A 26,823-nucleotide genomic window follows, 5' to 3' on the forward strand; every position below is an offset into this window, starting at 1 on the left:
TTAATGTTCATTTTTTTTTAGCGGCAAAAATTGCTATCGACTTTCTTGAAAGATCATGCAGCTTTCTTCCAGAAGCAAGCTGCGCAAAGAAGCCTGCGCACTGTGGCAAGTCCTGTTTAGCTTTGCTCGCTGTCCGGCTTTCGGGCAACTCGGCATTGTCGAACAGATAAAATCTGTACCTGCCAAGCGGCAATGCCTCAAACAGTCCCTCCAGCGCTTACAGCTCGCATCGCACACGACGGACTTGACCACAATGTGCGCTAAAACCCCTGTGTCGTACTATTCAGCTATGGATTTCATCAGTACAGTGATCGACAGACTGTTGTTATCAATGTTTATTGACTACAGCAGTAATTTGTACGATGCAGTGGTTTTACAGCGCATTGGGAAGATTTGGCAGATGAGCGAAACGCAGCTGCAAGCAGGCGCAGGGTATGTCTGAGGCAGCGGCAGGCTATGCGCAGCATAGCATTTTAATCTTTCCCTGTGATGCCGAGTTGCCCGGAGCGCGTACAGCGAGTGAAGCGCAATCCAAATCTTAACAGCGCTGAAAGTTCTTTGTTGACTTTCTTTCAAGAAAGTCTAAAGAGAAAATTTCTTGCCTTTTTACCGCATTAGTTGCAAGTGTTAACGCTGCAAATAATGCAATGGTAAAACGGACAGCGCAAGAGGCGATTGCATAATGAGCCTCTGTAGATTGCGGAGCTTTCTTTCAAGAAAGCTCTATAAACAAAAAAGAAAAACCTAATTTCAAATTCTACTTTTGTACCCTTAAATAAAAATCTAAAAACAGCTGCGCGGTGTTGCTGAGCCGGTCTTTTTTGGACCAGAACAGGGTCTGCTCAAAATACAGTTCATCGTCATCCAGCCGCTGACTTACCAAACCGGTCGGGAAATCGTCCCGGCAGCCGGCAGAAACGATGGCGACGCCGCTGCCGTCCTGTACAAAGGCCAGCGCCGCTGTATTGGTGGTGGCGATGAAGCGGATCTTGGGTGTGAAGCCGTGCTTGAGGCAGGCTTTGCGCAGCAGGCTGTAGCAACCGAAGTTGCAGCAGACAGGGATGTTTTGCAGCTGCTGGGGCGTCAGGGTTTGACGCGGGTCAAGGCCGTAGTCAGCCTGCGGGCTGTAGACGGCATAAAAATATTCCTTCTGCGTTTTGTGAGCGGCAAAAAGCTGCGGCGACGGCAGCGGCGCGTTGGCAAAGGCAAGATCACTGCTGTTTTCCGCAATATGCCGGGTCTGGGCGCTGACGGCTTCTTCACGGAACTGGAAGCTGATTTCGGGATAGGCGGCTGCAAAGGGGCGTAGGTAGGTGTTGATAAAAAATGTGCTTTTAGCGGGTGACACGCTGAAGCGCAGGGTGCCCGACGCTTTTTTGGTAAAGCTCTGCATATCAAGGAGCAGCGTTTCTTCTGTGCGGCAGATCTGGCGAGCTTTGTTCAGGAAGGCTTCCCCGGCTTCGGTCAGGGTCAGCTGGCGTTTGCCGCGTGCCGTCTGGATCAGTTTGGCGCCGTAATAGTGTTCCAGCGTTTTGATCTGGGCGCTGAGGGCGGGCTGGGCCAGGGACAGCTTTTTGGAGGCTGTGGTCAGGTTGCCTGTTTCGGCGACGGTGATAAAATTGCGGTAAAAGTCGAAATCCATAAGTCACCTCTAAAATATAAGAAAATATTATTATATTAACAAAGAAATAGTATTTTACTTTTATTTATCCATATTCTACAATAAAAACAGTTTAAGAGCAAGAAGGGGATGAAGTTATGTACGGAAGTAAACGCAAGCGCCGTCTGCACAGTGTGGCGGTATTGCTGGGGCCGGTCAGTTTCGGGTTGACGATCCTGCTGCTGGAATGGTTCTTTGGTTTTAAGGCAGCCGCGGCGCTGGGGACGACGGTGTGGATGGCGCTGTGGTGGATCTTGCGTCCGGTCAATATTTCAGTGACTGCGTTCGTGCCGATCGGTGTCAATGCCCTGTTTGACCTGATCCCGATGCAGCACGTTATCAGCCAGTATTTTTCCGAGATCATCGTGCTGCTGTTCGGGGCCGACCTGGTATGCTTGACCTGGGCGACGACGGGGCTCGACAAGCGGCTGGCGATCAAGACCCTGTGCTGTATCGGTACGTCGCTGCGGCAGCAGATCGCTGTCTGGCTGCTGGTCGCGACGGTGCTGTCTGTCTTTCTGCCCAATGTGGTGGTCTGTACGATCCTGGTGCCGGTGGCGGTATCCATGCTGCAGTTCATTGGCGAAGAAAACATCAAAAGCAGTAAGATCGCCGTGCCGATCCTGCTGGCGATCGTCTGGGGCGCGGGCATCGGCGGCTTCGGCTCGCCTTTGGGCGGGGCGGCGAACCTGGTGGCGATCAGTTATCTGGAAAAGCTGACGGGGCAGGAATTTATGTACATCGACTGGGTGGTACGCTTTCTGCCGCTGCTGGTACTGGTCGTGCTGCTGAACCTGTTTTTCCTCTTTCATTTACCGGTGCCTGTCAAGCGTCTGGCTGGTACCAGCGAATATTTTAAGGAAATGTACGCGCAGCTGGGTACGATGCGGTTGGGCGAAAAAATCAGCCTGGTGCTGTTTGTGGCGGCGACGCTGCTGGCTTTTGTGCGGCCGTTGTATGCCGGGTGGCTGCCGGCGCTGAAGCCTGCCTATGTCTTTCTGATCATGGGCCTGTTGGCTTTCACCTTTGAGGACGAGGACGGTAAGGCTCTGCTGACTTGGGAGTTTGCAGAAAAGGGCGTCATGTGGGGCATGCTGTTTTTGTTTGCCGGCGGCCTGGCGTTGGGCAGTCTGGTGACGGAAACCGGCGCGGCCCTGAAAATGGCGGAGGCGATCACGCTGCTGCCGCTGACGGGCGGTTTGGAAACAGTGTTTGCCTTTACGCTGTTTTCGACGGTACTGACCGAGATCTCCAGCAATACGGCGGCGGCCGCTATTGCTGTGCCGGTGGTGCAGAGCATCGCGCAGGCGCTGGGACTGAACCCGATCCCGTATCTGTTCGTGGCGATCGTGGCCTTCAACAGCGCTTATGTGCTGCCGGTGTCGATCAGGGCCATTCCTGTCAGCTATGGACTCGACCCGGCCGAGCTGCTGAAAAACGGGCTGCTGCTGTCGCTGTGCAGCGTGCTGCTGATCACGGTCGTCGGGTATCTGTTCATCAGGTACTGGCCCCTGTTTTCTACTGTTTGAAGTTATCGGGATAAGATCCTGCTGCTGTCTGGCGGCAGGATTTTTTGTTTTTGGTAAACTTTCTCCGATTGCCAGAGTCTGTTACAGTTCATAAAAAGGCCTTCGCTGCAGGTAAGTATTTATTTAAGATTGCAATTTAAAGATTGCCAGTAAAAATCTTTTAGAATATAATAAAATATAATTGTTTAATATAGTTATTATTGTTATAGCAATAATAACTAAGAATAGAAGGCAGCCGGCAATGAAAAATAATATCCTCTTTAAAACTAATCTGATCGTCAGCGTGATTTTGCTGATCGGTTTTGCCCTGATCGCGACTTTGAGCTACCGCGCTAATTATAATGCGTCGCTGGTCAAGATCAAGCAGGTTTCTGCGCTGGCGTCGGAAGGTATTTACTACCGCTTGTCGACGATGCTGACCAAACCGGTGAACATTTCGCAGACGATGGCCCACGACAGTCTGCTGATCAAGCTGCTGGAGGAGGAAGGCAGCCGTTATCAGGAAGCCGGCTATCAGGAGACACTCAGGAAGTATCTGGAGGTCTATAAAAATAAATATGCTTATGACGCGGTATTCCTGGTGGCTTCCGCTACCAATAATTACTACAATTTCAATGGGCTGGACCGCAATCTGGTTCGGGGCGAAGCAGAAAACGTCTGGTATTATGATTTTCTGAGCAGCGGCGAGGAATATAACCTTAATATTGATAATGATGAGGTGACCGGCGCTGCCAACAAGATCACGCTGTTTGTCAACTGCAAGATCAAGAACGCTGCCGGGCAGGTGATCGGCGTCGTCGGCGTGGGCGTGAATATCGATTATATCAAAGGCCTGCTGCAGGAATATGAGAAAGAATATGATGTAGAAACGTATCTGATCAATGAACAAGGCGCGATCGAGGTTTCCAGCATCTATAACGGTCATCAGGCAGTGGACTGGTTCGAGGTCAATGACAGCGAAAATATCCGCAGCGAGATACTGAACTGGAAAAACGGCAAAACCAATTGGGACATTTGGATGCCGGGCGATGTGCAAAGCAACGAAAAAAGCTATCTGGTCGTACGCTATATACCCGACCTGTCGTGGTATCTGCTGGTAAAGCAGGACACAGGCGCGCTGCTGGCCGAGCTGAATGAAAAGATGCTGCAGACGGGACTTTTGATCGTAGTGGTGATCCTGCTGATCATTTTTACTATCACTTCGGTGATCCGCAAGTTTAACGTGCGGATGACGCAGCTGCTGGAAGAACGGCAGGAGCTGTTTAAGGAAGCGACGGAGCAGATCTACGATAATATCTATGAGCTGAACATTACTAAAAACAAAGCGGCCAGTAAAAAGACTGAGCTGTATTTCGAAGCTCTGGGCGCAAAGAACCTGCCGTATGAGGAATTTCTGCTGGTAGTAGCCGAAAAGCAGATCAAAAAAGAGTTCAGGGACGGCTATGTTAATACATTTACCCGTGCGAACGTGCTGCGGCAGCTGGACAAGGGCAATAACTATTTGCAATATGAATTTATGATGACGGAAAACGGCCGCGATTATTTCTGGATGCGGATCGATGCGTATATTTTCTATTCTGCCTTTGACGACTCGGTGCATATGTTTACCTACCGCAAAAATATCGACGCCGAAAAACGCAGGGAACTGGAATCGCAGCGCAAGGCTTCGACAGATGAAATGACGGGCGTCTATACGAAAAAGGCTACCGAAAGGATCATCGACAGCATTTTGTGCGGTAAGCTGCAGGGCAATTACAGCTTCTTTATCATCGATATGGATAATTTCAAGCAGGCCAACGATCAGCATGGGCATATTTTTGGCGATTTCTGTATCAGAAAATTTGTGGACTATCTGCAGAAATACTGTCGTGAGGACGACATTATCGGCCGCATCGGCGGCGATGAATTTGTCATTTTTGGCACGATCACGGATCAGGAGGGAGCCTGCCGCAAGGCGGCCCGGCTGTGCCAGAAGCTGGATACGATCTGCGAGGACAGCGGCAGCTGCTGGAAGATGTCCGTCAGTATCGGGATCGCTTTAGCGCCGCAGAATGGCAGAAGCTTTGCCGAGCTGTATGAAAAAGCCGACAAGGCGCTGTACCGGACGAAAGCAAAAGGCAAGAACGGTTATACTGTTTATGAGGAAAAGGAATAAAGCGGAAGTAAAGCTAAGAGCCTGCACATAAGTGCAGGCTCTTTCATGTGCGCTTCAAAGTAGTTTCAGGCTAAGCACGGGATTGCAGTAATTGCTCAAAACCATGATCGCCCAGCTCGGTACAGAAAGCGACAAACTCCTGGAAAGGCCGATTTTGAAGCTTATCCTGATGATAGGCCAGTTCAAACTGCCGCGTGAAAAGCTGGTCGGTGAGTCCGATCGTTGCCAGCTGCCGTGCAGCCAGTTCTTTCTGCACCAGAAATTTGGAAATGACGGCGATGCCGGCCTGATGATAAACGGCGTTTTTAACAGCGAGGATTTCGTTGCAGATCCAGTTTGTTTGTAAAGAGAGGCCTTTTTCAGCGAAGGCAGCTTCCAGTAAAAGTCCGGTGCCGCTGCCTTTTTCACGGGTAATAAAAGCCTCGTCCTTTAAGTCGCGCAGGGGTACCTGCCTACCGGCCAGCGGGTGGTCCGGCCGGCAAATGACGATCAGTTCATCTGTCAGCAATGGCAGATATTCCAGATGCGGCGTATGTTTCGTTTTTTGCATTATTGCCAAATCCAATTTGGCAGTCAGTAATTTTTTTTCAAGTTTTTTGCTGTTGCTCATTTCTACAGCGATCCGGGTATCCGGATATTGGCGGGCGTAAGCTTGCAGCAACGGATGGATCAGGCTGTTGCCGATTGTCGCGCTTGTCCCCAGGCGCAGAGCGGTTTGCCCCGCGCTGGCATGCATGCGGGAATGCAGCTGTTCCAGGCTGTCTAATACCTGCCGCGCTAAAAAAAGCAGGTTTTTACCGGCGTCGGTCAGGTAAAGCGTATGGTTGAGCCGCTCAAAGAGAATGACATTATAGGATTTTTCCAAAGCAGTGATGGCCTGGCTGACGGAGGATTGCGAAATAAACAGGCTTTGCGCCGCTTTGCTCATATTCAGATACTGGCAGACCGCAACAAATATTTCCAGTTTTCTTGTACTCATCTTTGACCGCTCCTGTCTATTATAAGTATTTACTTATTATATTATCATTTTATTCATATTTTTCAATAGTCATAGACAGTGCTAAAATGAAGGCAACGGAAAGGAGAATGAAGATGACAATGGATAAAATGATGATTTTAGTAATTGATGGCTGTGCTCCTGAATATCTGACGCCCAAAACAGCGCCTGATATTTTTACGCTGGCGGCAGCACATGGTTTCGCTACTACCGTTTTAAGTGCGATCCCTTCGGTGACGAATGTCAACCACGCCTGTATCCTCTCAGGAAGGTTTCCGGAAGCAACTAAGGTCGTAGGTAATTATTATTACGATCCGCTGACGAAAGCGGAAGGATTTATCGAGGAACGGGGAGTAATGCAGGCCCGGACTATTTTACAGGCTTATCAGCAGGCGGGCAAAAAAACAGCGCTGCTGACGGTAAAAGGCAAGGTCTTAGGAGTTTATGGCGACGGGGCGGATCTTGGCATCAGTGCGCAGACTCCGGACAAGGCACTGCTGGATAAACTGGGATTGCCGCTGCCGCCGCAGGTGCAGGATCCGCAAAGCACGGAATGGATCATGCAGGCAGCCCTGGCCTGCATCGAAAAAGAACAGCCGGATCTTCTTTATTGCACGACTAACGATTTTGTTTTTCATCATTACGGCCCCGGAACTCCCGAGGCAGAGGCGCAGATCCGCTATATCAATGAGTATGTAAAAAAGATCCACCTGGCTGACCCCGAGCGGCGTATTTATATTACAGCCGACCATGGGATGAATCAGAAAAGCAAACTGGTCAATTTCCCGGCGGTCGCCGAGCGGGCCGGGCTGCGCTTGTATTGCCTGCCGCCGTTGAAAGACAGGTATGTAGAGAACCATATTTATCAGGAGGGCGGTATCTTATATGTGTTTTTAGAGCCGGGACAGGCGCCGCAGTCTTTTTTGGAACTGGCTGCGGCGACGCCGGAAGTAGAGCATGTTTTAACCAGTGCGGAGGCCGCCAAAGATTGCGCTTTTGGAGAGGTTGCAGGGGAAAGATTAGTCACAGAAGCTGTGCGCACGCATGGCTCGCTCTATGAACGCGAAGTGCCGCTGCTGGCGATCAATCCGCAGGCAGCAAAAGCGGCCTATCGTTACAGCAAAGACATTGCCGCGATTGCCATGGAGTTAAAGGAGAGGTGAGGATCGTGAGAGAAAAAATTTTGATTCCTGTCGATGGTTCTAAAACTGCTTTTGAGGTTTTGGGATATGGTGTGGAACTGGCTAAAAAGCTGGACAGTGAAGTCGTTGTCGTCTATGTCGTAGAGCCTTTTAGTAAAAGCCCGACGCTGCTTGCACAATTTAAAGCGGAAATGGTTCTTCAAACGGAGGAATTGCTGGACAATGTCGGGAACGTGATAATAAAACATGTGCAAGACAAGTTTGGTGATGCCGGGATACCGTTGGAGTGTGAAATCAGAAACGGCAATGCAGCAGAGCAGATTTTACTGGCGGCAGAGGAATGGGGCTGCAGTATGATCGTTATCGGCAACCGCGGACTGGGGACTGTAGCAGAATTTCTTCTGGGCAGTGTCAGTTTAAAGATTTCGTCGCATGCGAAAATACCGGTATTGATTGTCAAAAATGCATAAAAACAAGCCGTATGCGACAGCATACGGCTTGTGCTTTTTATGATTTAGATACAACTGTTTACCAGGGGCAGTTGGAATTGGGGCATTCAGTGCGGCCGTCGCCATAATAGCCGCCTCTGTGTTCGCCGCGGTATTCTCCTTTGTGATGGCGGTATTTGCGGTGGCCTTCATAATAGTGGCCGCCGCCGGCATGATAATAGCTGCGGAAATGCTCGCGGGCAGTCTGTTTTTCGCTTTCGCTCATGCTGTCCCATTTGACGCGCGCTTCTTCGCGGGCTTGCTGGCGTTCTTCCGGCGTCATTTTACGCCATTCTTCACGCTGCTTTTCGCGCTGTTCAAAGCGTTCTTTTTCTTCCGGGGTCATATTTTTCATGCGTTCTTCACGCCATTTGGCATGGGCCTCCTGACGCTGCTCGGGAGTCATATTTTCCCATTCGGCACGTCTGGCTTCACGTTCCTTGATCTGCTGCTCGGTCAGCTGCGGGCCGGGATGCATGGGGCCGCGCCAATGACGGCCGCGTTCCATATGGTAGGGACGGTCGGGATAATTGTCGCCTTCTTCGTGATGCAAAATAGCGTTGGTACGCTCGCGCATGCTGGGTTTAGGAGCGGTCTGCTCGGCCGCAAAAGCAGCGGAAGCGCATAAAGCGGTGAGAACACCGGCGATAACGAGGGATTTTTTCCAGGAAGTTTTTATCATAACAACATCTCCTTTAAGCTTGTGATTTGAGGTTCGTTTGACCTTGTAAGCTTATTGTAGAGTAAACTTATGTCAAAATTATGACGATTTACAGACTTTTTTCTGACATTTTTATTTTAGCATGTTTGGCAGCAGAAAAGCAATGCAGCTCTTTTTAGATAGAAGTTTATAGATTTTTTCAGTGCCTGCCAGTGCGCCGATGCGCCTGAAAGCAGGCTTATAAGTTCAGCGGAAAACTAATTTGAATTATGTAAACAAAATAATTGATAATTAAAATCATTTTATACTTGTTTTTATCAAGAAACTAGTGTATAATCAACTCAAAAGTTAGCAGAAACTAACCAAAACGAAATATAAATACAACGAGCCAAATAAATTGGCCTGAGGAGGAAACAGAGATGTCTAAAAAATTATATGAAAAAATGAATCTTTATCTTGCCAACCAGGAAGTCGCTTATATCAAGCTCCATAATCTGCACTGGTATGTGAAGGGCCGCAGCTTTTTCACTCTGCATGCCAAACTGGAGGAGTTGTACGATCAGACTGCCGGGATCATCGACGCAGTTGCTGAAAGACTGCTGGCAGTGGGAGAGTCTCCGGTCGCCAACATGAAAGAGGCCTTAGCGCTGGCAACGATCAAAGAGCTGGCTGATAAGCCGATTTCTTCGGAGGACACTGTAAAAGGCCTGATCGCCGATGTGGAATACTGGATCAAAGACAGCAAAGAGATCGTGGAGCTGGCAGAGGCTGCCGGCGACGGTGTGACTGCGGACCAGTTCAATGATTATCTGGGGGAATATCAAAAACTGCTGTGGATGCTCAAATCCTACATTGCCTGAAACTGAACGGATAAATGATAAGACCCTCGCTGTCACAAGGCGGCGAGGGTTTTTCTGCGCCTGCGGATAAATTTTGCGGCGAAACATTTTTTTGACACATTTTTATGTTATCTTGATTGCATACAGGCCGGGCCTTTATAATATAACTATAAAGAGTTAAAACAAAGGCCGGGCCAATCGGACCCGGATACCAAAATAAGTATATAATGGTAAATATATGTGGACGAGGTGCAGCGATGAATAAAATTTTGATTGCTGACGATAATCAGCAGATCACTTCCATTTTGGCCAATTATGCCCGCCGGGAAGGCTTCGAGCCGGTGGTGGCGCTGGATGGTCAGCAGGCGCTGGAGCTGTTTGAGCAGCATGAAAAAAATATCGACGTGGTCCTGCTGGACGTGATGATGCCGAAGCTGGACGGTTTTGAGGTGTGCCGCGAGCTGCGCCGCCGTTCGATGGTGCCGATCATTATGGTCACGGCCCGCGGCGAGGATTTTGAACGGATCATGGGTCTGGATATCGGCGCCGATGACTATATTTTGAAGCCGTTTTCCGCAGGCGAGGTCATGGCCAGGGTCAGGGCGATCCTGCGCCGCGTGCAGCCGCGCGAGGCCGAGCAGCAGAATCTGTACAGCGTTGGCAATCTTGTGATCGATCTGGATAAATATCTGGTCACCATCGGCGGCGAGGACGTGACGCTGACGAAAAAGGAAGTGGAATTGCTGTGGACGCTGGCTAAAAACAGCAGCAAGGTGTTTTCGCGCGAGAACCTGCTGGACAGTATCTGGGGCTATGATTATTTTGGCGACAGCCGGACGGTGGATTCGCATATCAAGCGCCTGCGGGCCAAGGTGGACAGGTTTGAACACGATGAGTGGGAGATCAAGACCATTTGGGGCGTAGGTTACCGTTTTGAGGAGAAAGAGCATGCATAATAAAATCGCCTGGAAACTAACGCTGTATTTTGCGGCAGTCCTGCTGATCTTTGCTTTGGTCGTAGGCGGCACCTTCATGCATTTTTTCGGCAGGCATACGCTTGTTCTGAAAAAGCAGGAGATGCAGGTGCGGGCGACCAAGATCGCCGAGGTGCTGCAGGATAATATGTCGCGTCTGCAGGACCGTTACGGCGGCATCGGCAGCAGCCGCTTTATCCGCTATATCGACAATATCACCATGGAAAACGTGTGGGTAGTCGATGAAAATAAAAATGTCAAAATGCATAAGGAAAATACCGGTATGCTGCCGGAACAGCACGGCATGAGGCACGGGCATAAGCGGATGCTGATGCGCCAGCAGGAGGAGCTGCCGGAACCTGCCAGTGATTTTGACTATAACGCTTTGTCGCCGGAAATCAAAAAAGCGGTAGAGCAGGGCTTCAGCGGCCAGGATTTTGTGCTGGAGGAATTCAATCCGGTGCTGGGCGAGCTGGTAGTCACGGTTGGCGTACCGGTCAGCGATGCCGACGGTAAAGTGCGGGCGGTAGTATTGCTGCATTCACCGGTGCAGGGTATGCGCGCAGCTGCCTGGGAGGGCATCAGGATCCTGATCTTATCGTGCGTGGTGGCGATGGTTTTGGTGTTCGTCCTGAGTATGCTGTTTTCGTGGAAGTTTACCAAGCCGCTCAATAAGATGCGGCTGGTGGCCGAAAAAATGTCGGAGCATGATTATACGGAGCGCTGCAATATCGACCAGAAGGATGAGATCGGGCAGCTGGCCCAAACTTTGGACGGGCTGGGGCAGCGGCTGCTGGAAGCGGACGAAGCCAGCAGAAAGCTGGAGCAGCTGCGCCGCGATTTTATCGCGAATATTTCTCATGAGCTGCGCACGCCGGTCACGGTCATTCGCGGTTCCCTGGAAGCGCTGTGCGATAAGATCGTTACCAGTCCGCAGGAGGTCGAGGATTACCACCGGCAGATGCTGACGGAGACTTTGTTCCTGCAGCGGCTGATCAACGATCTGCTCGATCTGTCACGGCTGCAGAATACGGATTTCCCGATCGAGAAGGAGCCCGTCAATCTATGCGATGTAGTGCAGGACGCTGTGCGCAGCAGCCAGCGTCTGGGGCAGCAGAAAAATATTGCGATCGAGCTGTCGCTGGATACGCCAGTTTATATCATCGAGGGCGATTATGGGCGTCTGCGGCAGATGCTGCTGATCTTTTTGGATAACAGCATCAAATTTTCGCCGCCGCAGAGCCAGATAGAAGTGACTTTGCTGGGCAGCAGGCTGACGGTGACTGATCACGGCAGCGGCGTGAAGCAGGAGGAGCTGCCCCATGTGTTCGACCGTTTTTATAAGACGCGGGGCGAAACGAATAAGAGCGGCAGCGGCCTGGGACTGGCGATCTCGAAGCAGATCAGCGAACGTCACGGGATCGAACTGTCAATGACAAGTATTCCCGGCGAGGCGACCAGCATCGTGCTGCAGCTGCCGCCGGCATTGAAGAAAGGATGTAAGGACTAATGAACTATGGTTGTGAAGGCAAGGTGGCCTTTATCAGCGGCGGCACGTCGGGCATCGGCAAGGCGGTGGCCGAGCTGCTGCTGAAAGACGGCGCCGAAGTGTGGCTGCTGGGACGTGATGCCGAAAAGGGCACGGAAGCGGCGATCACGCTGAGCGCTTATGGGAAGGTACATTATGTGCAGGGGGACGTCAAGGATCTGGAAGCCTGCCAGCGGGCGGCGCAGAATGTGCGCGAGCAGCGGGAGAGTATCGACCTGATCGTTAATGCGGCGGGGATCTATCAGGAACGCCGTTTGGAGAAAATCACCGAGTATGATTTCTTTTCGATCATGGATACTAATGTCAAAGGAACGATTTTTCTGACGCAGACACTTTTGCCGCTGCTCTCTGAGGAAGAAGCGAGTATCGTGAACATTGCTTCCGATGCCGGGATCAATGGCAATTATGGCTGTCCGCTCTACTGCGCGTCCAAGGGCGCGGTCGTGGCGTTTACTAAAGCGCTGGCGCTGGACTTGGCGCCGCGGGTGCGGGTCAACTGCATCTGTCCGGGCGATGTGGCGACGCCGATGCTGGGCAAACAGCTGCAGCAGGCAGACGGCAGTTATACGCTGGAGGATGTGGAGCAGGCCTATCCGCTGGAGCGGGTCGGGGAGCCGCTGGAGATCGCGCATGTGATCTGCTCGGTGCTGTCGCCCTTCAACAGCTTTATGACGGGCAGTATCATTCCCGTTGACGGCGGCCTGACGGCGAAGTAAGATTTGCAAATAAAAAAACTCCCGAAATTTTCGGGAGTTTTTTATTTCTCCTGTTTTGGTTATGTTTGTATTTAGAGTTTCTTTAAATGTTCATTTCTTTTAGCGGTAAAAGAAACGAACCAAAGAAAAACCGGCACGTCGCAGATTTTTATTTAGCTTTGCTCAACGGCGGCTCCGCGAAACTCGGCATTGTTGCCGAAGATAAATCATCTGAGCAACAATGCCTCAAACAAGTCACTCCGCTATCGCCTTATTCGCATCGCACATAACAAAATCTGCTCAATGTGCCCTAAACCCTTACGTTCTACTGTTATACTACATAAGCATTGATAACATTAGACTGTCGATACTGTGCATATGAAATTTAATATTGGATAGTACGATGCAGAGGTTTGGAGCACACATTGTGGCCTAGTCCGTTGTGTGCGATGTGAGCTGTAAGTGCTGGAGGGACTGTTTGAGGCATTGCCGCTCTGCAGTAAAGATTTTCTCTGTTCTGCAATGCCGAGTTGCCCGGAAGCCGGACAGCGAGCAAAGCTAAACAGGACTTGCCACAGTGCGCAGGCTTCTTTGCGCAGCTTACTTCTGGAAGAAAGCTGCATAATAAAAACTTTTCAAGAAAGCTCCATAATATAAATAAAAATCTAAAAATAAAAAAACAGGGACGATGACCATGTGGTCATTGTCCCTGTGCCAGGCTTTGCAAAAATACTTCATAATTGCCGATCACGGCAAAAATCAGAAAAAAGACGATGCCGAACAATACATAGCGCAGCCGGCTGACCGGTTCGGCTTCGATATGGGTGCCACAGGCCTGATCCCAGATCGTTGAGCCGCTGCCCTGCAGGACTTGCCGCGCAAACCAGGCCGGGACGAACATCATGATGGGTATGCCCAGCCAGAGCCCTTTCACATAGGCCCAGAAGGTACGCTTCCAGGCTAAATTGAAATCCAGCGGTGCTGCCGGCGAAACCACGTGCAGCCTCAGCAAGCTTTTGCCGGGCGTAGTGCCGGTGCGGGCCAGCATGAAGGCTTCAGCGCTGATGATGAAGATCAGCTGCAGCGCCGAGTAAAGAAAAATATTGTGGAGCACCAAAAGCGAATTGCTGCTCAGCAGCAAAAATAAAAAGCCGAGCAGGAAATAATCGAACATTCGCGCCCAAAAACGGCGCCAGCTATGGTAATTGACAGTAGAGGCGGTCAAATGCAGCACATCCTTTTTCGTGTAGTCTTAGAACATGGTCGTCTTCTTATTGTAACACAGAATTATTTGCAGATATAGTGTGCTATTTTAGCAAAAAAGGCATATAATATACATAAAAGCCGAGAAAGTTTTATGCGTGATAATAATGGGGTTGGAGGGATTGCTATGCAGAAAAATGCACCTGTTGGAGTTCTGGATTCAGGCGTCGGCGGTTTGTCGGTCTTAAAATGTCTGCGTGCGGCGCTGCCGCAGGAGGATTTTATTTATGTGGGCGATACGGCGCGTACGCCGTATGGTCCCCGCAGTGAAGCCGAAGTGCGCCGTTTTGTCGGCGAGATCATCGATTATCTTGCCGGACGCGGGGTGAAGCTGGTAGTTATCGCCTGCAATACTTTGACTGTTTTAGGGGTTGAGACCCTGAAAGGCAGCCACGCTTTTGAGATCGTAGGTATGTCGAAAGGCGTGCAGCTGGTGCTGTCAGCCAGTAAAAAGAAAAAGATCGGCGTATTTGCCACTGAATTTACGATCAACAGCGGCGCGCATAAGGCGGCGATCTTAGAGGCTGATGCAACTGCCGAGGTTTATCCGCAGGCCTGCCCGAAGTTCGTGCCGCTGATCGAAGGTGAACAGTTTGGCAGCGGAGCGGTGAAAGAGGCTGTGGCTGAATATGCTGTGCCGCTGAAAGCGGACGGTATCGATACGCTGATCTTGTCCTGTACTCATTATCCTTTTATCCAAAAAGAGATCGAAAGAGAGTTTGGCGGCGAGGTGACGGTTATCGATCCGGCGGATGCCACCGCGCAGGAAGCGAAGGCAGCTCTGGCAGCTCAGGGACTTTTGCGCTCTGAAGGGGCAGGGTGTCTGGAGGTCTGCTTTACCGCCGATGTGGAACGGGGCGCCAGGATCGCGGGCAGAGTATTGCCGCAGGATAAGTGCCGCTTTAAAGAAGTAAAATTATAAGCGATTCATAGCAATTAGAAAAAATTCCTGCTATTTGAGCAAATTTGCTGAAAAATAGCAGGAATTCTGCGATTTTTGTCTAATATAAATTAAAAATAAAAACATAGAATAAGGGCAAGATTTTGCTTTTGCCAGGGATACTGTAAAACTAATTAGCAGATCAGTGTCTCAGGAGGTTCTGTTTCCGGTGCTTTGCAACTTAATCGGCCGCATGAAGGGTTTGAGGAGGACGCAAAAAACGACATCGGGACATTTCGACCCGTCTTGAAACTGTCGCTATCTATGCAGAACTGTATAGAGACTTTGCCTACCGGTTTCACAAAGACGTGGAAGCGGTATTTGTATTGCCTGCAATAAAGTTTGCTGTGAAAAAGAAGGGTGGTTGCTGTGGAGAAAGAGAGCATTTTGAAAGATCGGACGATAGTGGGGTCTCCGCTGACGCATTTATTTTCCCTGGGGATACTGATGTTTCTTTTCTGGCTGGCGCTGTCAGGAGATTTTGAGGTTAAATTTATCGTGTACGGACTCATTACCAGCGCGGTCGTGGCCTGGATCTGTTATCCGCTGCTCTTGCTGCCCAATGCCGACGGCAGTAAAAAATATTTTGCGCTGGGCTTTTCACCTGCAGCGTTTTTTTGTTATGCCCTGTGGCTGCTGAAAGAGCTGGTACTGGCGAATATCGACGTTGTTAAAGCGACGGTGCGGCCGGAACTGAGGATCGACCCGAAGGTGATCAGCTTTATTTTCAGGACAGAGAACCCGATAGCGAAGGTGGTGCTGGCCAATTCCATTACGCTGACGCCGGGAACAGTGACGATGAACGTCACCCCTGAAGGGATCTACGAGGTCCATGCTTTGACGGAGGGGGCGGCGGAAGGCCTGCTGGCGGGTACGATGCCGCGCAAAGTAGCAGAGCTTTTCGGAGAAAAATTTGATTTTACGGTGCTGAAGGGAGAGTAACGCATGCATACGATTATTGTTGCAATCATGGTCGCGGTCGTCTGCGTCATCGGGATGATGCTGCAGCGTATCTATCAGGGCCCGACGGTGTATGACAGGATGAATGGCCTGGGCGTTGCCGGCGCTGATACGATCCTTTTGATAATTTTGTTCGGCTATCTGGACGGGCGGCCGGAAATGTATGTGGATATCGCGATGTCCTACGCGCTGATCGGTTTTGTAGGCTCGGTCATCATAGCTAAATATCTGGGGGGTAAGGACGTATGACAGTAGAGATCACTTTACGTGAATTTATTGCCGGGATCTTTTTGGCAGGCGGCGCTTTTTTCCTGTTGGCTTCTGCTATCGGTATGCTGCGTCTGCCGGATTTTTACTGCCGGATGCATGCTTCCGGCAACAGCGAGACTTTGGGAGTCATGCTTTCGTTTTTGGGGCTGGTCGTTTATGAAGGGCTGACGCTTACTTCCCTGAAACTTATTCTGATTTTTCTGCTGATCTTTCTGGGCAATCCGATCGGTACACATATCCTCAGCAAGGCGGCTTATAAATCCGGGCATCATGTCTGGACCCTGGAAGAGGATGCAAAGGAGGATAAGAAACATGCAGATCTACCTCATTGAAGCAATATTATTAGTGTTTCTTATTATAACGACGGTCTGCGTCATCTTCTGTAAGGATATTCTGTGCGCGGCCGTTATTTACAGTGCTTTCAGTTTCTGCGCCGTATTGCTGTATCTGATGATGGGCGCGCCGGACGTAGCTTTTACAGAGGCTGTTATCGGTACGATCTCAACGATCTATTTTGTAGCGTCGCTGAAGAAAATAGACAGGTGGTGTAAGTAATGCGTGGTTTAGTAACAGTTTTGCTGGCAGTGATCACGGGGATGTTCTGTTCCTTCGTTACCTATCTGCCGTTTGTCGGTGATGTCAATTCAGCGCCGAACCAGCATGTAACGCCTGTTTATATCGAGCGCAGCGTGCAGGATACAGGGTCGCCCAATATCGTTACAGGGTTGCTGGCCGACTACAGGGGCTTTGATACGATGTGGGAAACTACGGTGATGTTTCTGGCCGGCTTGACGGTAGTGATGCTGCTGAGCAGCAGTACGATGGGCCGCAGACCGGAAAAGGAGGATGAGGACGCATGAAGAAACCTTTCGGCGGCATAGTCCTTGATACGGCCTTCCGGGTTATCGTACCGTTTACTTTGGTGTATGGCGTTTATGTGTTGATCTTTGGCGAGGCCGGCCCCGGCGGCGGCTTTCAGGCTGGTGCGCTGCTGTCAATCGGCGTGGTTTTATCCAGGCTGATCATGGGCGATAAGGCTTCCTTTAATATTTCGGTAAAAAATTCGCTGGTCCTGGCCGGCGTCGGTACTTTCATTTATGCAGCTACCGGCTGGCTGGCACTGCTGAACGGCGGTAATTTCCTGGATTACAGTTATCTGCCGTTCAAAGCGGAGCATACCAACGAACTGCATGCTTTGGGGATCTTATTTATTGAGATCGGCGTAACGATCTGCGTTATGATGACGATCATCAATATTCTGGATGCTGTTGTGGAAAGGGGGGACGAAAATGGAAGCGCTAAATGAGTTTTTGCAGACCAGGGGGATCTATACACTGGTCATGATCTTATTTTTTCTGGGTGTATACGGTATGGTCCTGAGCAAAAATTACATGAAAAAACTGATGGCAATGAATGTCATGCAGGTTGCCGTCATTTTCTTTTACTTGTGCCTGGCGCAGAAGGATGGCGGGATGATTCCTATTTTTGACCCGGCGGTACCTGAGGCCGCAGCTTATATCAATCCGCTGCCCCACTGCCTGATGCTGACGGCGATCGTCGTCAGTCTTGGTACAACGGGTGTGGCTATCGCTCTTTTGATGCGAATCAAAGAAGTCTACGGCTCCGTTGAAGAAGTAGAGGTTATAAGGAGGGCCAGCAAATGATCCAGCATTGTCCTGTTCTGATCGTGCTGCTGCCTCTGACGGCGGCGCTGCTCTGCCTCTTATTCAGCAAGTTTAACAAAAATCTCGGCTCCTGGCTGGTCATCGGCTCGATCGCCGGTTCGCTGGCCTGCTCACTGCAGGTGCTGCATCAAACGCTGACCAGCGGCGAAGCTATCCATTACTGGATGGGTAACTGGGCGCCGCCTCTGGGCATCGAGTTTGTGATCGATCCGCTGAGCGCGGTCATGGCAGTTTTGATAACCTTTATTTCCCTGATGGTAGCTTTGTACAGCAAGCCTTTTATGCGTAACGAGGACTGGCTGCATATCGGCGGCTATTATACCCTGTACGGTCTTTTGACTTTAGGACTGTGCGGCATGGTCATTACCGGCGATGTGTTCAACCTGTACGTTTATTTAGAGGTCATGTCCCTGTCCGGCTATGGACTGATCGCCATGGGCGGCAGAAAATCCATGCTGGCGGCTTTCCGCTATATGCTGATCGGTACGATCGGCGCTTCTTTGTATCTGCTGGCCGTCGCTTATCTGTATGCGATGACCGGTACTTTGAATATGGCTGATCTGGGCGCAAGGATCATGCCTTATCTCAGCTCACCGCCGTTTGCTTTAGCGGTTGCGTGTCTGTTTATTGGCTTTGGTATCAAAATGGCGCTGTTTCCGCTGCACGGCTGGCAGCCGGATGCTTACAACTTTGCCCATCCCGGTTCGGCGGCCTTTATTGCCGGCGTGATGAGCAAGGTTCCCGCTTACGCAATCATTCGTTTCTTCTTTTATATTTTCGGTGTCAATAATCCGATCATTGGTACGGCCTTAACGGTTTTAGGCATTCTGGGTATCGGCGGCGTTCTGATCGGTTCGGTCATGGCGCTGGCGCAGTATGACTTCCGCCGGATGCTGGCTTATTCCAGCGTGGCACAGATCGGTTATATAGCTATCGGTCTGGCGATCGGCAATATGTATGGTTTTATCGGCGCCGTGCTGCATATCATCAATCATGCCTTTATGAAAAGCGCGCTGTTTCTCGTCATCGGCGGTATCCAGTACCGTTTTGGCGAGATCAATCTGTACCGTTTGGGCGGATTGAATAAAAAAATGACTTTGAGTACGATCACCGTTACCTTAGCCGCCCTGTCAATGGTAGGTATCCCGCCGACGGCCGGGTTCTTCAGTAAATGGTATCTGATGCTGGGCGCTTATCAGGGCGGACAGTATTTCTATATCGTGGTCCTCGTTATCAGCAGCCTGCTGAACGCGATCTATTTCTTCCGTATCCTGGAGCAGATGTTTGTTCAGCATGAGGCTTCGCTGACGGAGATCAACCGGCATGAGGGCAAATTAGGGCTGCCGCCAGAAATGGCGATCCCTATTTTTTGCGCCGGTATCGGGATTTTAGTCCTGGGCTTCTACAGCGTGGATATTGTCAATGATATCTTCAAATCTGGACTGCCGGAGGTGTTTCTAAGATGACAATCATGGATTGCCGACCCTTTCTGGCAGTAGGCGTTTCTTTTCTGGCTGCGGTCCTGATCTCTTTCAGCCGCAGATATCCTAATGTACGTGAAAGCTGGAGCGTGATCGCTTCGTTCATCAAATTCGGTTTGATCCTGTCGATGGTGCCTGGTGTTTTAGCCGGCGTGAATTATGAATGGACACTGTTCCAGATCACGGATACCATTGGCCTGACTCTGCGCGCCGACAGCGCCGGTATTTTATTTGCCTGCCTGGCGTCGATGCTGTGGATTCCGATCAATTTTTATTCCATCGGTTATATGCGCTGCAACAACGAGCATGAGCAGACAGGCTATTTTGCCGCTTTTGCGATCTGCATGAGCTCTGTTATGGGCATTGCCATGGCTTCCAATCTGCTGACCTTCTTCTTCTTCTACGAACTGCTGACGATCGCCAGTTATCCGCTGGTGCTGCATAAGCGCAATGAAGAAGCACTGCTGGCCAGCCGTAAATATCTGATCTACACTTTGATTTCCGGCCAGCTGTTTTTAGCTGGTCTGGTAGCAGTATATTGCATTTCCGGAACGATGGATTTCAAAGCGGGCGGCTTTTTGACTACGGAGATGGCGCCGACCTGGCAGCTGCAGCTCATCTTCCTGATCATGATCCTGGCCGGTTCGGTTAAAGCGGCCGTCATGCCGCTGCACGGCTGGCTGCCGGCGGCAATGATCGCGCCGACACCTGTCAGCGCCCTGCTGCATGCGGTAGCAGTCGTTAAGACTGGTGTTTTCGCGGTGCTGCGGATCATCGGCTTCGTATTCGGGCCCAAGCTTCTGGCGGACATCGGTACGGCTGATATCCTGGCCTGGTTTGCGGCCGGCAGTATCATTATTTCCTCGCTGATCGCAATGCAGCAGGATAATTTAAAACGCCGGCTGGCCTTTTCCACGATCGGACAGCTTTCCTATATCGTTCTGGGGGCGGCGCTGCTGTCGCCGCTCAGTATCAAAGGCGCGTACCTGCATCTGGTAGCCCATGCGATTATGAAGATCACCCTCTTTATGTGTGCCGGCGTTATCATCGTCCGCACGCACCGCAGCAATATCAGCGAGATGTACGGTATCGGCAAGAAGATGCCGATCACGATGTGCTGTTTTACCATCGCTTCGCTGGGTATTGCCGGTATGCCGTTTCTCATAGGCTTCATCAGTAAATGGAACCTGGCGCTGGGCGCGCTGCAGGCTGGCAAGCCGCTGTATGTGGCGGTGCTGGTAGCAAGCGCGATGCTGGCTCTGACCTATTTGATGCCGGTCTGCCAAATGGCATATTTCAAAAAAGACCCGCAGGAGCAGTTCCGTACCTACGGCGAGATCAGCTACAGGATGCTGCTGCCGATCTGCTTTACAACGCTCCTGGCACTGGTTTTCGGCGTGATGCCGGAAATGTATCCAAACTTCTACGCAATGGCTGCGCAGGCGGCAGATAGCATCTGCCAGGGCTGGACTGGAGGTGTCTGGTGATGAAGATGACGAAAAGCACTTTGTATAAGCTTGTTCTTATAGTGGCGGTCATCGCTGCTGCTCTGGAGTTTTTCTTCGCTCATCCCCACTATCATGAGTGGTGGAACACCACGCCGGGCTTTAATCTGGTGTTTGGTTTTGCCGGCTGCTGGCTGCTGATCTTTGTAGCTAAAATAGTGATGACGCCGCTGCTGCAGCGTCCTGAAGATTATTATGAAGACGGAGGTGACGATGACGATGAGTAATCTGCACCCCGGTTTTATCCTGATCGCTGTCGGCCTGCTGGCTCTGTTAGTCCCTAAAAATCTGCGCCGGCTCCTGCTGGCGGTCGGCCCGCTTGTCAGCCTGGGCGCTGCCCTGACGCTGGAGCCGGGCCTGAATGCGACGCAGCCCTTTATCAACGGGATCACGCTGCATTATCTGCATGTCGATAAACTCAGCTGGGTCTTTGCCCTGATTTTCTGTATGATGGCGGCGATCGGCGGGATTTATGCCTGCCATAACAGCAACAGGATGGAAGCTTTCTGCTCTATGGCTTATGCCGGCAGTGCGCTGGGCGTGACCCTGGCGCAGGACTGGCTGACGCTGATCTTCTTTTCGGAGCTGATGGCGGCTACCTCGCTGTTTCTTATCTGGTGTAAAAAGACCCCTGCTTCGCGTCAGGCCGGTTACCGTTATCTGTTAGTGCATATGTTCGGCGGCAATCTGCTGCTGGCAGGCATTTTCTTAAAGGTCAGCGCCGGCGAGTATTTAGTTGCGCCGCTGGCGCAGGGCCCGTGGGATGCAGCCTTCTGGCTGATCTGCCTGGGCATTTCGATTAATGCGGCCGTAGTGCCGCTGCATGCCTGGCTGGTCGATGCTTACCCTGAAGGTACGATCACCGGCAGCGTTTTTCTGAGCTCGTTTACCACTAAAGTCGCTGTTTACTGCCTGATCCGCATTTTTGCAGGCACTGAGTTCCTGATCTGGTTCGGTGTGCTGATGGCCCTATATGGCGCCTGTTATGCGATCATGGAAAATGATATGCGGCGTTTGCTGGCTTACCATATCGTCAGTCAGGTCGGCTTCATGGTCGCCGGCGTAGGGCTGGGAACGGCTATGGCGCTGAACGGCGCGACAGCGCATGCTTTCAGCCATATCCTGTATAAATCCCTGCTCTTCATGTGCGCCGGCGCGATCATTTATGCGACCGGTATCCGCAAGATCAACCAGCTGGGCGGGCTGGCGAAAAAAATGCCGTTCACCTTCTGGTGCTTCGTGATAGCGGCTCTTTCGATTTCAGGTGTGCCGCTGTTCAACGGCTTCATCAGTAAATCCATTACGATCAGTGCCGCTGCCGCTGCTCATTACGGTTCGGTAGAACTGCTGCTGCAGCTGGCCGGCGTCGGTACGTTTTTGTCCATTGCCCTCAAGATGATCTATTTCATCTTCCTGGCGCCTGATACAGGCGTGGTCATCAAACGTGAAGTACCGAAGAACATGTATGCGGCCATGGGTATCGGCGCGACGCTGTGCGTGCTGTATGGCGTTTATCCCGAGCTTCTGTACAGGTATCTGCCTTTTGCCATGGAACCATATCACCCGTTCACTATCGACCATATCACTCAGTCCGTCGAGATGCTGGGCATGGCGATGCTGCCGTTTATGATGTATCTGCCGAAAATGATGCCGCATACGGCGTTGTCGCTGGATACGGACTGGTTTTACAGGAAACCTTTTGCCGGCATCGTGACCGGGCTGTCGTATTTGTGCTGTGCAGTCAGCCGGGCGCTGGGCAATGCCTGGGAGGTCTTCTACGAAAAATCTATGGAGCTGAGCCATAACCCGATGGAATTTTTAGACGCTAAGCCTTTGCGCAACAGCTCTAAATACAATCCGGAAAATTACCGGACCTCGATCGCCGATCCGATCATGATCACGTTAACAGTACTTTTCTGTTCCCTGTGTTATTTTATGGCGATCATTTAATAAAAAATAACGAACCGTACCAGTATTTAAAGCTGGTGCGGTTTTTTATTGACTAAATCCTGCCGCTGGCGTACAATGAAATCTATTGATATTTGAAGGAGTGCAGCTTATGCAGATTTCATTTCGCCTGGGCGTGATCTTTATTCTGCTGGCAGCAGCGGCCTGGGGACTGGGCGGCGTTGCCGGCCAGTTTTTGTTCCAATTTTATGACGTTAGCGCGCCCTGGCTCATTGCTGTCAGGCAAATCATTGCCGGTGTAGTCTTTTTAGGCTATCTGCTGCAGCGCGGCGAAAATATCTGGGCAGTGCTGCAGGATAAAACAGACCGCAAGGATCTGCTGGCATTTTCTTTTTTGGGACTTTTGGGCGCGCAGTTTGGTTTTTATTATACGATCTCACTGTGCAATGCGGCGACGGCAACAGTGCTGCAGTATACGGCGCCGATCTTTGTCATGCTGTGGATGGCCTGGAAGAATCGCTGTCTGCCTGAAGGCCGTGAGTTTGTCGGCATTTTTTTCGCACTGGTCGGCGTGTTCCTGATCGCTACTCACGGCAGCCTGGATTCTGTCGTCTTGTCACCGGCAGCTCTGGTCATCGGGATCATTTCTGCGGTTTCTCTGGCTTTTTATACAGTTATGCCCTTTCGGCTGCTGCAAAAATACTCGACGACGCTGATCATCGGCTGGGGGCAATTTTTATCAGGCGGCTTTCTCTGCCTCTTTATCAACCCTTTTGAACCCAGCGGGCATTGGGACGGAGCTGCGGTAGCCGCTATGGCCTACCTGATCCTGGGGGCGACGGTGCTGAGCTACAGCGTCTTTTTAGTGGGACTGAAAGTAGTCGGCGCGACTAAAGCCAGTCTGATCTCCTGTGCGGAACCTTTAGCTTCGATCATCGCCGTTGTTTTATGGCTGCACACACCGCTTACTTTGGAAGACCTTGTTGGCATGGCCTGTATCATTATGACGGTAGTGCTCTTGTCACTGCCTAAAAAATAACTAAAAAAACCAGGGAAGCAGACTTTTGTCCTTCTATATTTCGTGTTCGCTATGGTACAATATAAGTAATAAAAAAATAAAGGAGTTGATTATATGAGCATAAGTAGTTATTCCTATAAATATGGTCATGGCAGCAAGGAGTTTTCTTTAGATTCTGACCGGGTGCTTAAAGAAGTGACAGTTGCCAAAATGCCGCTCTTAGAAGATGTGAAAGCGGCGATCCTGGACGCTCTTTATCATCCGATCGGCAGTGCTCCGATCAACGAGCTGGTCCAACCGGGACAGAAAATAGCTTTTATCTGTAACGATCCGACGCGTGTAGCCAACAGCTTTGTTTTTATGCCCATTCTAGTCAACGAGATGAATAAATTAGGGATCAAAGACGAGGATATGCATATCGTCTTTGCCTTGGGTACGCACCGCAACATGACGCATGAGGAGATGGTGGAAGCTGTCGGCGCCGAGGTTGCCGGGCGGCTGCAGATGTATAACAGCGATGCCAAAGTCAGCGAAGACTTTGAGTATTTCGGCGAGACCTCCCGCGGTACTCCGGTCTGGCTCAACAAACATATCTGCCATGTCGACCACGTTATTATGACGGGTACGATCGTGCATCATTATTTCAGTGGCTACGGCGGCGGGCGCAAGGCTATTCTGCCAGGCGTGGCAGCAATGGAGACCGTCCGCGTCAATCACAGCTTTATGCTGGACCCTAATGCGGGTCTGGGCAAAACGACCGGCAATCCCGTTTATGAAGACCAGATGGAAGGCGTGGCCCTGTTTGCCAAAAATCATTCCGTCTTTCTTTTCAACGCGATCCTGAATGCACAGCATGAATTTTTAAAGATTTTTGCCGGCGACTATATCAAGGCGCATCAGGAAGCCTGCAAGTTTGTCGATCAGGTTTACGGCGTTGAGATCCCGCAGGCAGCCGATCTGGTCATTGCCAGCTGCGGCGGATATCCCAAGGATATCAACGTATATCAGCTGCAGAAAACGATGGACAACGCCTGGTGCGCTGTGCGCGAAGGCGGCGTAGTGATCATTATCGGTGAGTGCGAAGAGGGCAGCGGCTCGAAAGTACTGGAAGAAACCTGTAAAAGGCTGGGAACGGCGGACGCTATCAAAGCCGAATTGGAAAAGCATTTTGAGATCGGGGCCAATAAAGCCTATGCAGTAACGCGGCTTACTAAAAAAGCAAAATTTATTTTAGTTTCTTCGCTTGACCCGGAACTGGCGCATAACCTGCTGTTTGAAGCCGTTCCCACAGTAGAAGAAGCCCTTGCCGAGTCTGAAAAAACAATAGGTAAGGATTATAATATTATTCTGATGCCGGAGGGCAGTTTGACGGTGCCGCTTCTTCCAGCCTGAAGACAATAGTTTAAATATCAATTTAATTTGTATTTTTATAACTTATGACCATATTTAAAAACGATTGCAAATATTTTTATGCGTGAAAGTATTGCTTTAGCCTGAGGTTTAAGTTATAATAAATTCTACGAATAGTTAAAGTTGTATTCGTGGATATTAAAAAAGCTATCGTCTGTTGTATCTGCACTTTCGTGAATGCGGATTAAATTAAAAGGAGTTGTGAAGAAATGAACATTGATTACAAAGCTATTGGGGTCAGGATCAAAGCCGCCCGCGCACGTAAAGGCGTTACCCAAGGCTATATTGCAGAAGTAACCGGTTTGTCTACCCCGCATATCAGTAATATTGAAACAGGAAATACTAAATTAGGTTTGCCTACGATCATCCATCTGGCTAATGTGCTGGAGGTTTCCGTAGATGAGCTGCTCTGTGACAATATCCACCGCAGTGAAAAGATTTTCCAAAATGAGCTGGCAGAATTGTTGCAGGGCTGTGACGCTCATGATCTGCATCTGATTACGGAATTGGCCAAAGTAGTTAAGAAAAACAGCCTGAACGGTGTGAAAAAGACCAGAGGCCGCAAGCCTAAAAATAAAATCTGAAGAAAGCTTTTTTAACCTGCATTTCCAAAACCTTTATGATATAATATAAATATTAGTAAAAGCTGTAGTGAAAAGGTGGACGGAAGTTATGGATGAATTTGTAAAAGCAGAATTAGAAGATGCCGGCGTAAATGTTGATGAAACTTTAAGGCGTTTTATGAATAATGAAGCTCTGATGATAAAGTTTTTGAAAAAGTTTGTAGACGACGAAAATATGAAGCAGCTGCGCACACTCATTGCTGATAAAAAATATCAGGAAGTTCTGCCTGTTGCACATACGCTGAAAGGCGTATGCGGAAATCTGGGCTTTGTTAAATTATATGAGCTTTTTTCGAGAATGTGTCAGGATTGCCGCAGCGAGCAGTATGAGAATCTGGATGATATGTTTGCTCAAACTGAAGAGGACTATGCTAAAGTTGTAGAGGCAATCAAAAAAATCTAAGAATCAGGACCCGGAATTTATTCCGGGTCTTTTTTTATGTGCAAAGGAATTTAGCTTAAAGCTATTGCCAAGTAAAATTTGATAAAGTATAATAAAGCAACAAGAGTATTGAAAAATAGAGAAAAGCTAAAAATAATTATTATTAATAATTAGGGGCTTATTTTCGGAGGAAGACTATGCAGCTGAATGTTACTACTGATTATGCCATAAGGATCATTTTATATCTGGCGATCAAAAAAGAAATTGCCACATCGAAAGAGATCGGTGCGGCGATGGGGATTCCTAAAAATTATGTTTTAAAAATAACTCATAAACTTGTCGAGGCAGGGATCGTTGAAAGGTTGGTCGGTGCCCAGGGTGGTTTTCTGCTTATAAGAAAGAGCGGGGAGATAACCTTGCTGGAGATTATCGACATTATGGAGCCGACAACGAGGATCAATCGCTGTCTGGAAGCGGATAGATACTGCAGCCGGTATGCGACTGAAAATTGTCCGGTCCGTAATTTTTATTGCAGGCTGCAGGAAGGCTTGGAAAAAAGTATGGCTAAAATGACTATAAAGCAATTGCTGGCAGAGGCAAATTAAGCTTTGGGAAAGAATTATCGTATTATAAGCATGCAGCTTACAGTATGATAATTATGTCAGAGAAGCGTGTGAAAAAGTGAATAT

The 26,823-nt window shown here is 49.9% G+C and carries 31 protein-coding genes; 27 read left to right on the forward strand and 4 right to left on the reverse strand.

The window, feature by feature from the left end:
- The first annotated feature begins 253 nt into the window (after positions 1-253).
- Positions 254-442: a hypothetical protein gene (locus Q4G98_RS01700; RefSeq protein WP_177559419.1), complete on the forward strand. Its 189-nt coding sequence runs from the start codon at positions 254-256 to the stop codon at positions 440-442.
- 315 nt (positions 443-757) lie between these two features.
- Here the strand turns inward: Q4G98_RS01700 and Q4G98_RS01705 are convergent, their stop codons facing one another.
- Positions 758-1,642 (reverse strand): LysR family transcriptional regulator, encoded by an 885-nt coding sequence (locus Q4G98_RS01705; protein ID WP_298563316.1) that lies wholly within the window; start codon positions 1,640-1,642, stop codon positions 758-760.
- Between the two features lie 116 nt (positions 1,643-1,758).
- Between Q4G98_RS01705 and Q4G98_RS01710 the strand changes: the two genes are divergently transcribed.
- Positions 1,759-3,189: an SLC13 family permease gene (locus tag Q4G98_RS01710; protein ID WP_298563314.1), complete on the forward strand. Its 1,431-nt coding sequence runs from the start codon at positions 1,759-1,761 to the stop codon at positions 3,187-3,189.
- Positions 3,190-3,430: 241 nt separating this feature from the next.
- Positions 3,431-5,344: a sensor domain-containing diguanylate cyclase gene (locus tag Q4G98_RS01715; protein WP_298563311.1), complete on the forward strand. Its 1,914-nt coding sequence runs from the start codon at positions 3,431-3,433 to the stop codon at positions 5,342-5,344.
- A gap of 70 nt (positions 5,345-5,414) precedes the next feature.
- Here Q4G98_RS01715 and Q4G98_RS01720 read toward each other — a convergent pair whose 3' ends face one another.
- Entirely contained in the window at positions 5,415-6,323 is a 909-nt protein-coding gene (locus tag Q4G98_RS01720; protein ID WP_301961810.1) for a LysR family transcriptional regulator, read from the reverse strand.
- 113 nt (positions 6,324-6,436) lie between these two features.
- Here Q4G98_RS01720 and Q4G98_RS01725 point away from each other — a divergent pair, with 113 nt between their 5' ends.
- Together Q4G98_RS01725 and Q4G98_RS01730 are read left to right on the forward strand one after the other, a co-directional pair.
- On the forward strand, positions 6,437-7,504 hold the full coding sequence (locus Q4G98_RS01725) for an alkaline phosphatase family protein (protein WP_301961811.1): 1,068 nt from the start codon (positions 6,437-6,439) through the stop codon (positions 7,502-7,504).
- A 5-nt stretch (positions 7,505-7,509) separates the two neighbouring features.
- Positions 7,510-7,953, forward strand: coding sequence for a universal stress protein (locus Q4G98_RS01730; RefSeq protein WP_298563303.1), 444 nt, complete (start codon positions 7,510-7,512; stop codon positions 7,951-7,953).
- 58 nt (positions 7,954-8,011) lie between these two features.
- Here Q4G98_RS01730 and Q4G98_RS01735 read toward each other — a convergent pair whose 3' ends face one another.
- Positions 8,012-8,653, reverse strand: coding sequence for a hypothetical protein (locus Q4G98_RS01735; protein ID WP_298563300.1), 642 nt, complete (start codon positions 8,651-8,653; stop codon positions 8,012-8,014).
- Positions 8,654-9,051: 398 nt separating this feature from the next.
- Between Q4G98_RS01735 and Q4G98_RS01740 the strand changes: the two genes are divergently transcribed.
- The 5 genes from Q4G98_RS01740 to Q4G98_RS01760 all read left to right on the forward strand — a co-directional run bounded on the left by Q4G98_RS01740 (position 9,052) and on the right by Q4G98_RS01760 (position 12,979).
- Positions 9,052-9,492 carry a Dps family protein gene (locus tag Q4G98_RS01740; protein WP_293548725.1) on the forward strand — a complete coding sequence of 147 codons (441 nt, stop codon included), beginning with the start codon at positions 9,052-9,054 and terminating at the stop codon, positions 9,490-9,492.
- Between the two features lie 236 nt (positions 9,493-9,728).
- Positions 9,729-10,427 (forward strand): response regulator transcription factor, encoded by a 699-nt coding sequence (locus Q4G98_RS01745; protein ID WP_293662057.1) that lies wholly within the window; start codon positions 9,729-9,731, stop codon positions 10,425-10,427.
- Positions 10,420-11,955: an ATP-binding protein gene (locus tag Q4G98_RS01750; protein ID WP_298563296.1), complete on the forward strand. Its 1,536-nt coding sequence runs from the start codon at positions 10,420-10,422 to the stop codon at positions 11,953-11,955. Before Q4G98_RS01745 ends, Q4G98_RS01750 begins: the two co-directional genes overlap by 8 nt.
- Entirely contained in the window at positions 11,955-12,710 is a 756-nt protein-coding gene (locus Q4G98_RS01755; protein ID WP_293548721.1) for an SDR family NAD(P)-dependent oxidoreductase, read from the forward strand. The genes Q4G98_RS01750 and Q4G98_RS01755 overlap by 1 nt, the downstream gene beginning before the upstream one ends.
- An 86-nt stretch (positions 12,711-12,796) precedes the next feature.
- Positions 12,797-12,979 carry a hypothetical protein gene (locus tag Q4G98_RS01760; RefSeq protein WP_298563293.1) on the forward strand — a complete coding sequence of 61 codons (183 nt, stop codon included), beginning with the start codon at positions 12,797-12,799 and terminating at the stop codon, positions 12,977-12,979.
- 410 nt (positions 12,980-13,389) lie between these two features.
- Here the strand turns inward: Q4G98_RS01760 and Q4G98_RS01765 are convergent, their stop codons facing one another.
- Complete coding sequence (locus Q4G98_RS01765) at positions 13,390-13,914, reverse strand: RDD family protein (RefSeq protein WP_298563291.1); 525 nt, start codon at positions 13,912-13,914, stop codon at positions 13,390-13,392.
- A 165-nt stretch (positions 13,915-14,079) separates the two neighbouring features.
- Here Q4G98_RS01765 and murI point away from each other — a divergent pair, with 165 nt between their 5' ends.
- The 17 genes from murI (at position 14,080) to Q4G98_RS01850 (ending at position 26,739) form a co-directional block, all read left to right on the forward strand.
- Positions 14,080-14,874 carry a glutamate racemase gene (gene murI, locus Q4G98_RS01770; protein ID WP_298563286.1) on the forward strand — a complete coding sequence of 265 codons (795 nt, stop codon included), beginning with the start codon at positions 14,080-14,082 and terminating at the stop codon, positions 14,872-14,874.
- Between the two features lie 387 nt (positions 14,875-15,261).
- Complete coding sequence (locus Q4G98_RS01775; protein WP_298563283.1) at positions 15,262-15,834, forward strand: Na+/H+ antiporter subunit E; 573 nt, start codon at positions 15,262-15,264, stop codon at positions 15,832-15,834.
- 3 nt (positions 15,835-15,837) lie between these two features.
- Positions 15,838-16,101, forward strand: coding sequence for a monovalent cation/H+ antiporter complex subunit F (locus Q4G98_RS01780; RefSeq protein WP_177559051.1), 264 nt, complete (start codon positions 15,838-15,840; stop codon positions 16,099-16,101).
- Positions 16,098-16,454 (forward strand): monovalent cation/H(+) antiporter subunit G, encoded by a 357-nt coding sequence (mnhG, locus tag Q4G98_RS01785; RefSeq protein WP_177559048.1) that lies wholly within the window; start codon positions 16,098-16,100, stop codon positions 16,452-16,454. Before Q4G98_RS01780 ends, mnhG begins: the two co-directional genes overlap by 4 nt.
- Entirely contained in the window at positions 16,435-16,677 is a 243-nt protein-coding gene (locus tag Q4G98_RS01790; RefSeq protein ID WP_177559044.1) for a hydrogenase subunit MbhD domain-containing protein, read from the forward strand. Before mnhG ends, Q4G98_RS01790 begins: the two co-directional genes overlap by 20 nt.
- Positions 16,677-16,982 carry a hydrogen gas-evolving membrane-bound hydrogenase subunit E gene (mbhE, locus tag Q4G98_RS01795; RefSeq protein WP_177559041.1) on the forward strand — a complete coding sequence of 102 codons (306 nt, stop codon included), beginning with the start codon at positions 16,677-16,679 and terminating at the stop codon, positions 16,980-16,982. The genes Q4G98_RS01790 and mbhE overlap by 1 nt, the downstream gene beginning before the upstream one ends.
- The gene (locus Q4G98_RS01800) at positions 16,979-17,428 is read left to right on the forward strand and encodes an MnhB domain-containing protein (RefSeq protein ID WP_177559038.1); all 450 of its coding nucleotides are present in this window, start codon (positions 16,979-16,981) and stop codon (positions 17,426-17,428) included. Before mbhE ends, Q4G98_RS01800 begins: the two co-directional genes overlap by 4 nt.
- Positions 17,412-17,786: a sodium:proton antiporter gene (locus Q4G98_RS01805; RefSeq protein ID WP_177559035.1), complete on the forward strand. Its 375-nt coding sequence runs from the start codon at positions 17,412-17,414 to the stop codon at positions 17,784-17,786. Before Q4G98_RS01800 ends, Q4G98_RS01805 begins: the two co-directional genes overlap by 17 nt.
- Positions 17,783-19,273: a complex I subunit 5 family protein gene (locus tag Q4G98_RS01810; RefSeq protein WP_298563275.1), complete on the forward strand. Its 1,491-nt coding sequence runs from the start codon at positions 17,783-17,785 to the stop codon at positions 19,271-19,273. Before Q4G98_RS01805 ends, Q4G98_RS01810 begins: the two co-directional genes overlap by 4 nt.
- Entirely contained in the window at positions 19,270-20,775 is a 1,506-nt protein-coding gene (locus Q4G98_RS01815) for a monovalent cation/H+ antiporter subunit D family protein (protein WP_298563273.1), read from the forward strand. The genes Q4G98_RS01810 and Q4G98_RS01815 overlap by 4 nt, the downstream gene beginning before the upstream one ends.
- Positions 20,775-21,020, forward strand: coding sequence for a hypothetical protein (locus Q4G98_RS01820; protein ID WP_177559026.1), 246 nt, complete (start codon positions 20,775-20,777; stop codon positions 21,018-21,020). The genes Q4G98_RS01815 and Q4G98_RS01820 overlap by 1 nt, the downstream gene beginning before the upstream one ends.
- A complete protein-coding gene (locus tag Q4G98_RS01825) occupies positions 21,007-22,743 on the forward strand; it encodes a Na(+)/H(+) antiporter subunit D (protein ID WP_301961812.1) in 1,737 nt (578 codons plus the stop codon). Before Q4G98_RS01820 ends, Q4G98_RS01825 begins: the two co-directional genes overlap by 14 nt.
- Positions 22,744-22,852: 109 nt before the next feature.
- On the forward strand, positions 22,853-23,740 hold the full coding sequence (locus Q4G98_RS01830) for a DMT family transporter (protein WP_298563267.1): 888 nt from the start codon (positions 22,853-22,855) through the stop codon (positions 23,738-23,740).
- Between the two features lie 93 nt (positions 23,741-23,833).
- Entirely contained in the window at positions 23,834-25,111 is a 1,278-nt protein-coding gene (gene larA, locus Q4G98_RS01835) for a nickel-dependent lactate racemase (protein ID WP_298563264.1), read from the forward strand.
- Positions 25,112-25,338: 227 nt separating this feature from the next.
- Positions 25,339-25,713: a helix-turn-helix domain-containing protein gene (locus tag Q4G98_RS01840; protein WP_177558970.1), complete on the forward strand. Its 375-nt coding sequence runs from the start codon at positions 25,339-25,341 to the stop codon at positions 25,711-25,713.
- An 88-nt stretch (positions 25,714-25,801) separates the two neighbouring features.
- A complete protein-coding gene (locus Q4G98_RS01845; RefSeq protein WP_298563258.1) occupies positions 25,802-26,155 on the forward strand; it encodes an Hpt domain-containing protein in 354 nt (117 codons plus the stop codon).
- Positions 26,156-26,331: 176 nt separating this feature from the next.
- Positions 26,332-26,739: an Rrf2 family transcriptional regulator gene (locus Q4G98_RS01850; protein WP_298563256.1), complete on the forward strand. Its 408-nt coding sequence runs from the start codon at positions 26,332-26,334 to the stop codon at positions 26,737-26,739.
- Positions 26,740-26,823: the final 84 nt, after the last annotated feature.

The organism is uncultured Phascolarctobacterium sp. (assembly GCF_958349595.1).
Taxonomy (GTDB): Bacteria; Bacillota; Negativicutes; order Acidaminococcales; family Acidaminococcaceae; genus Phascolarctobacterium.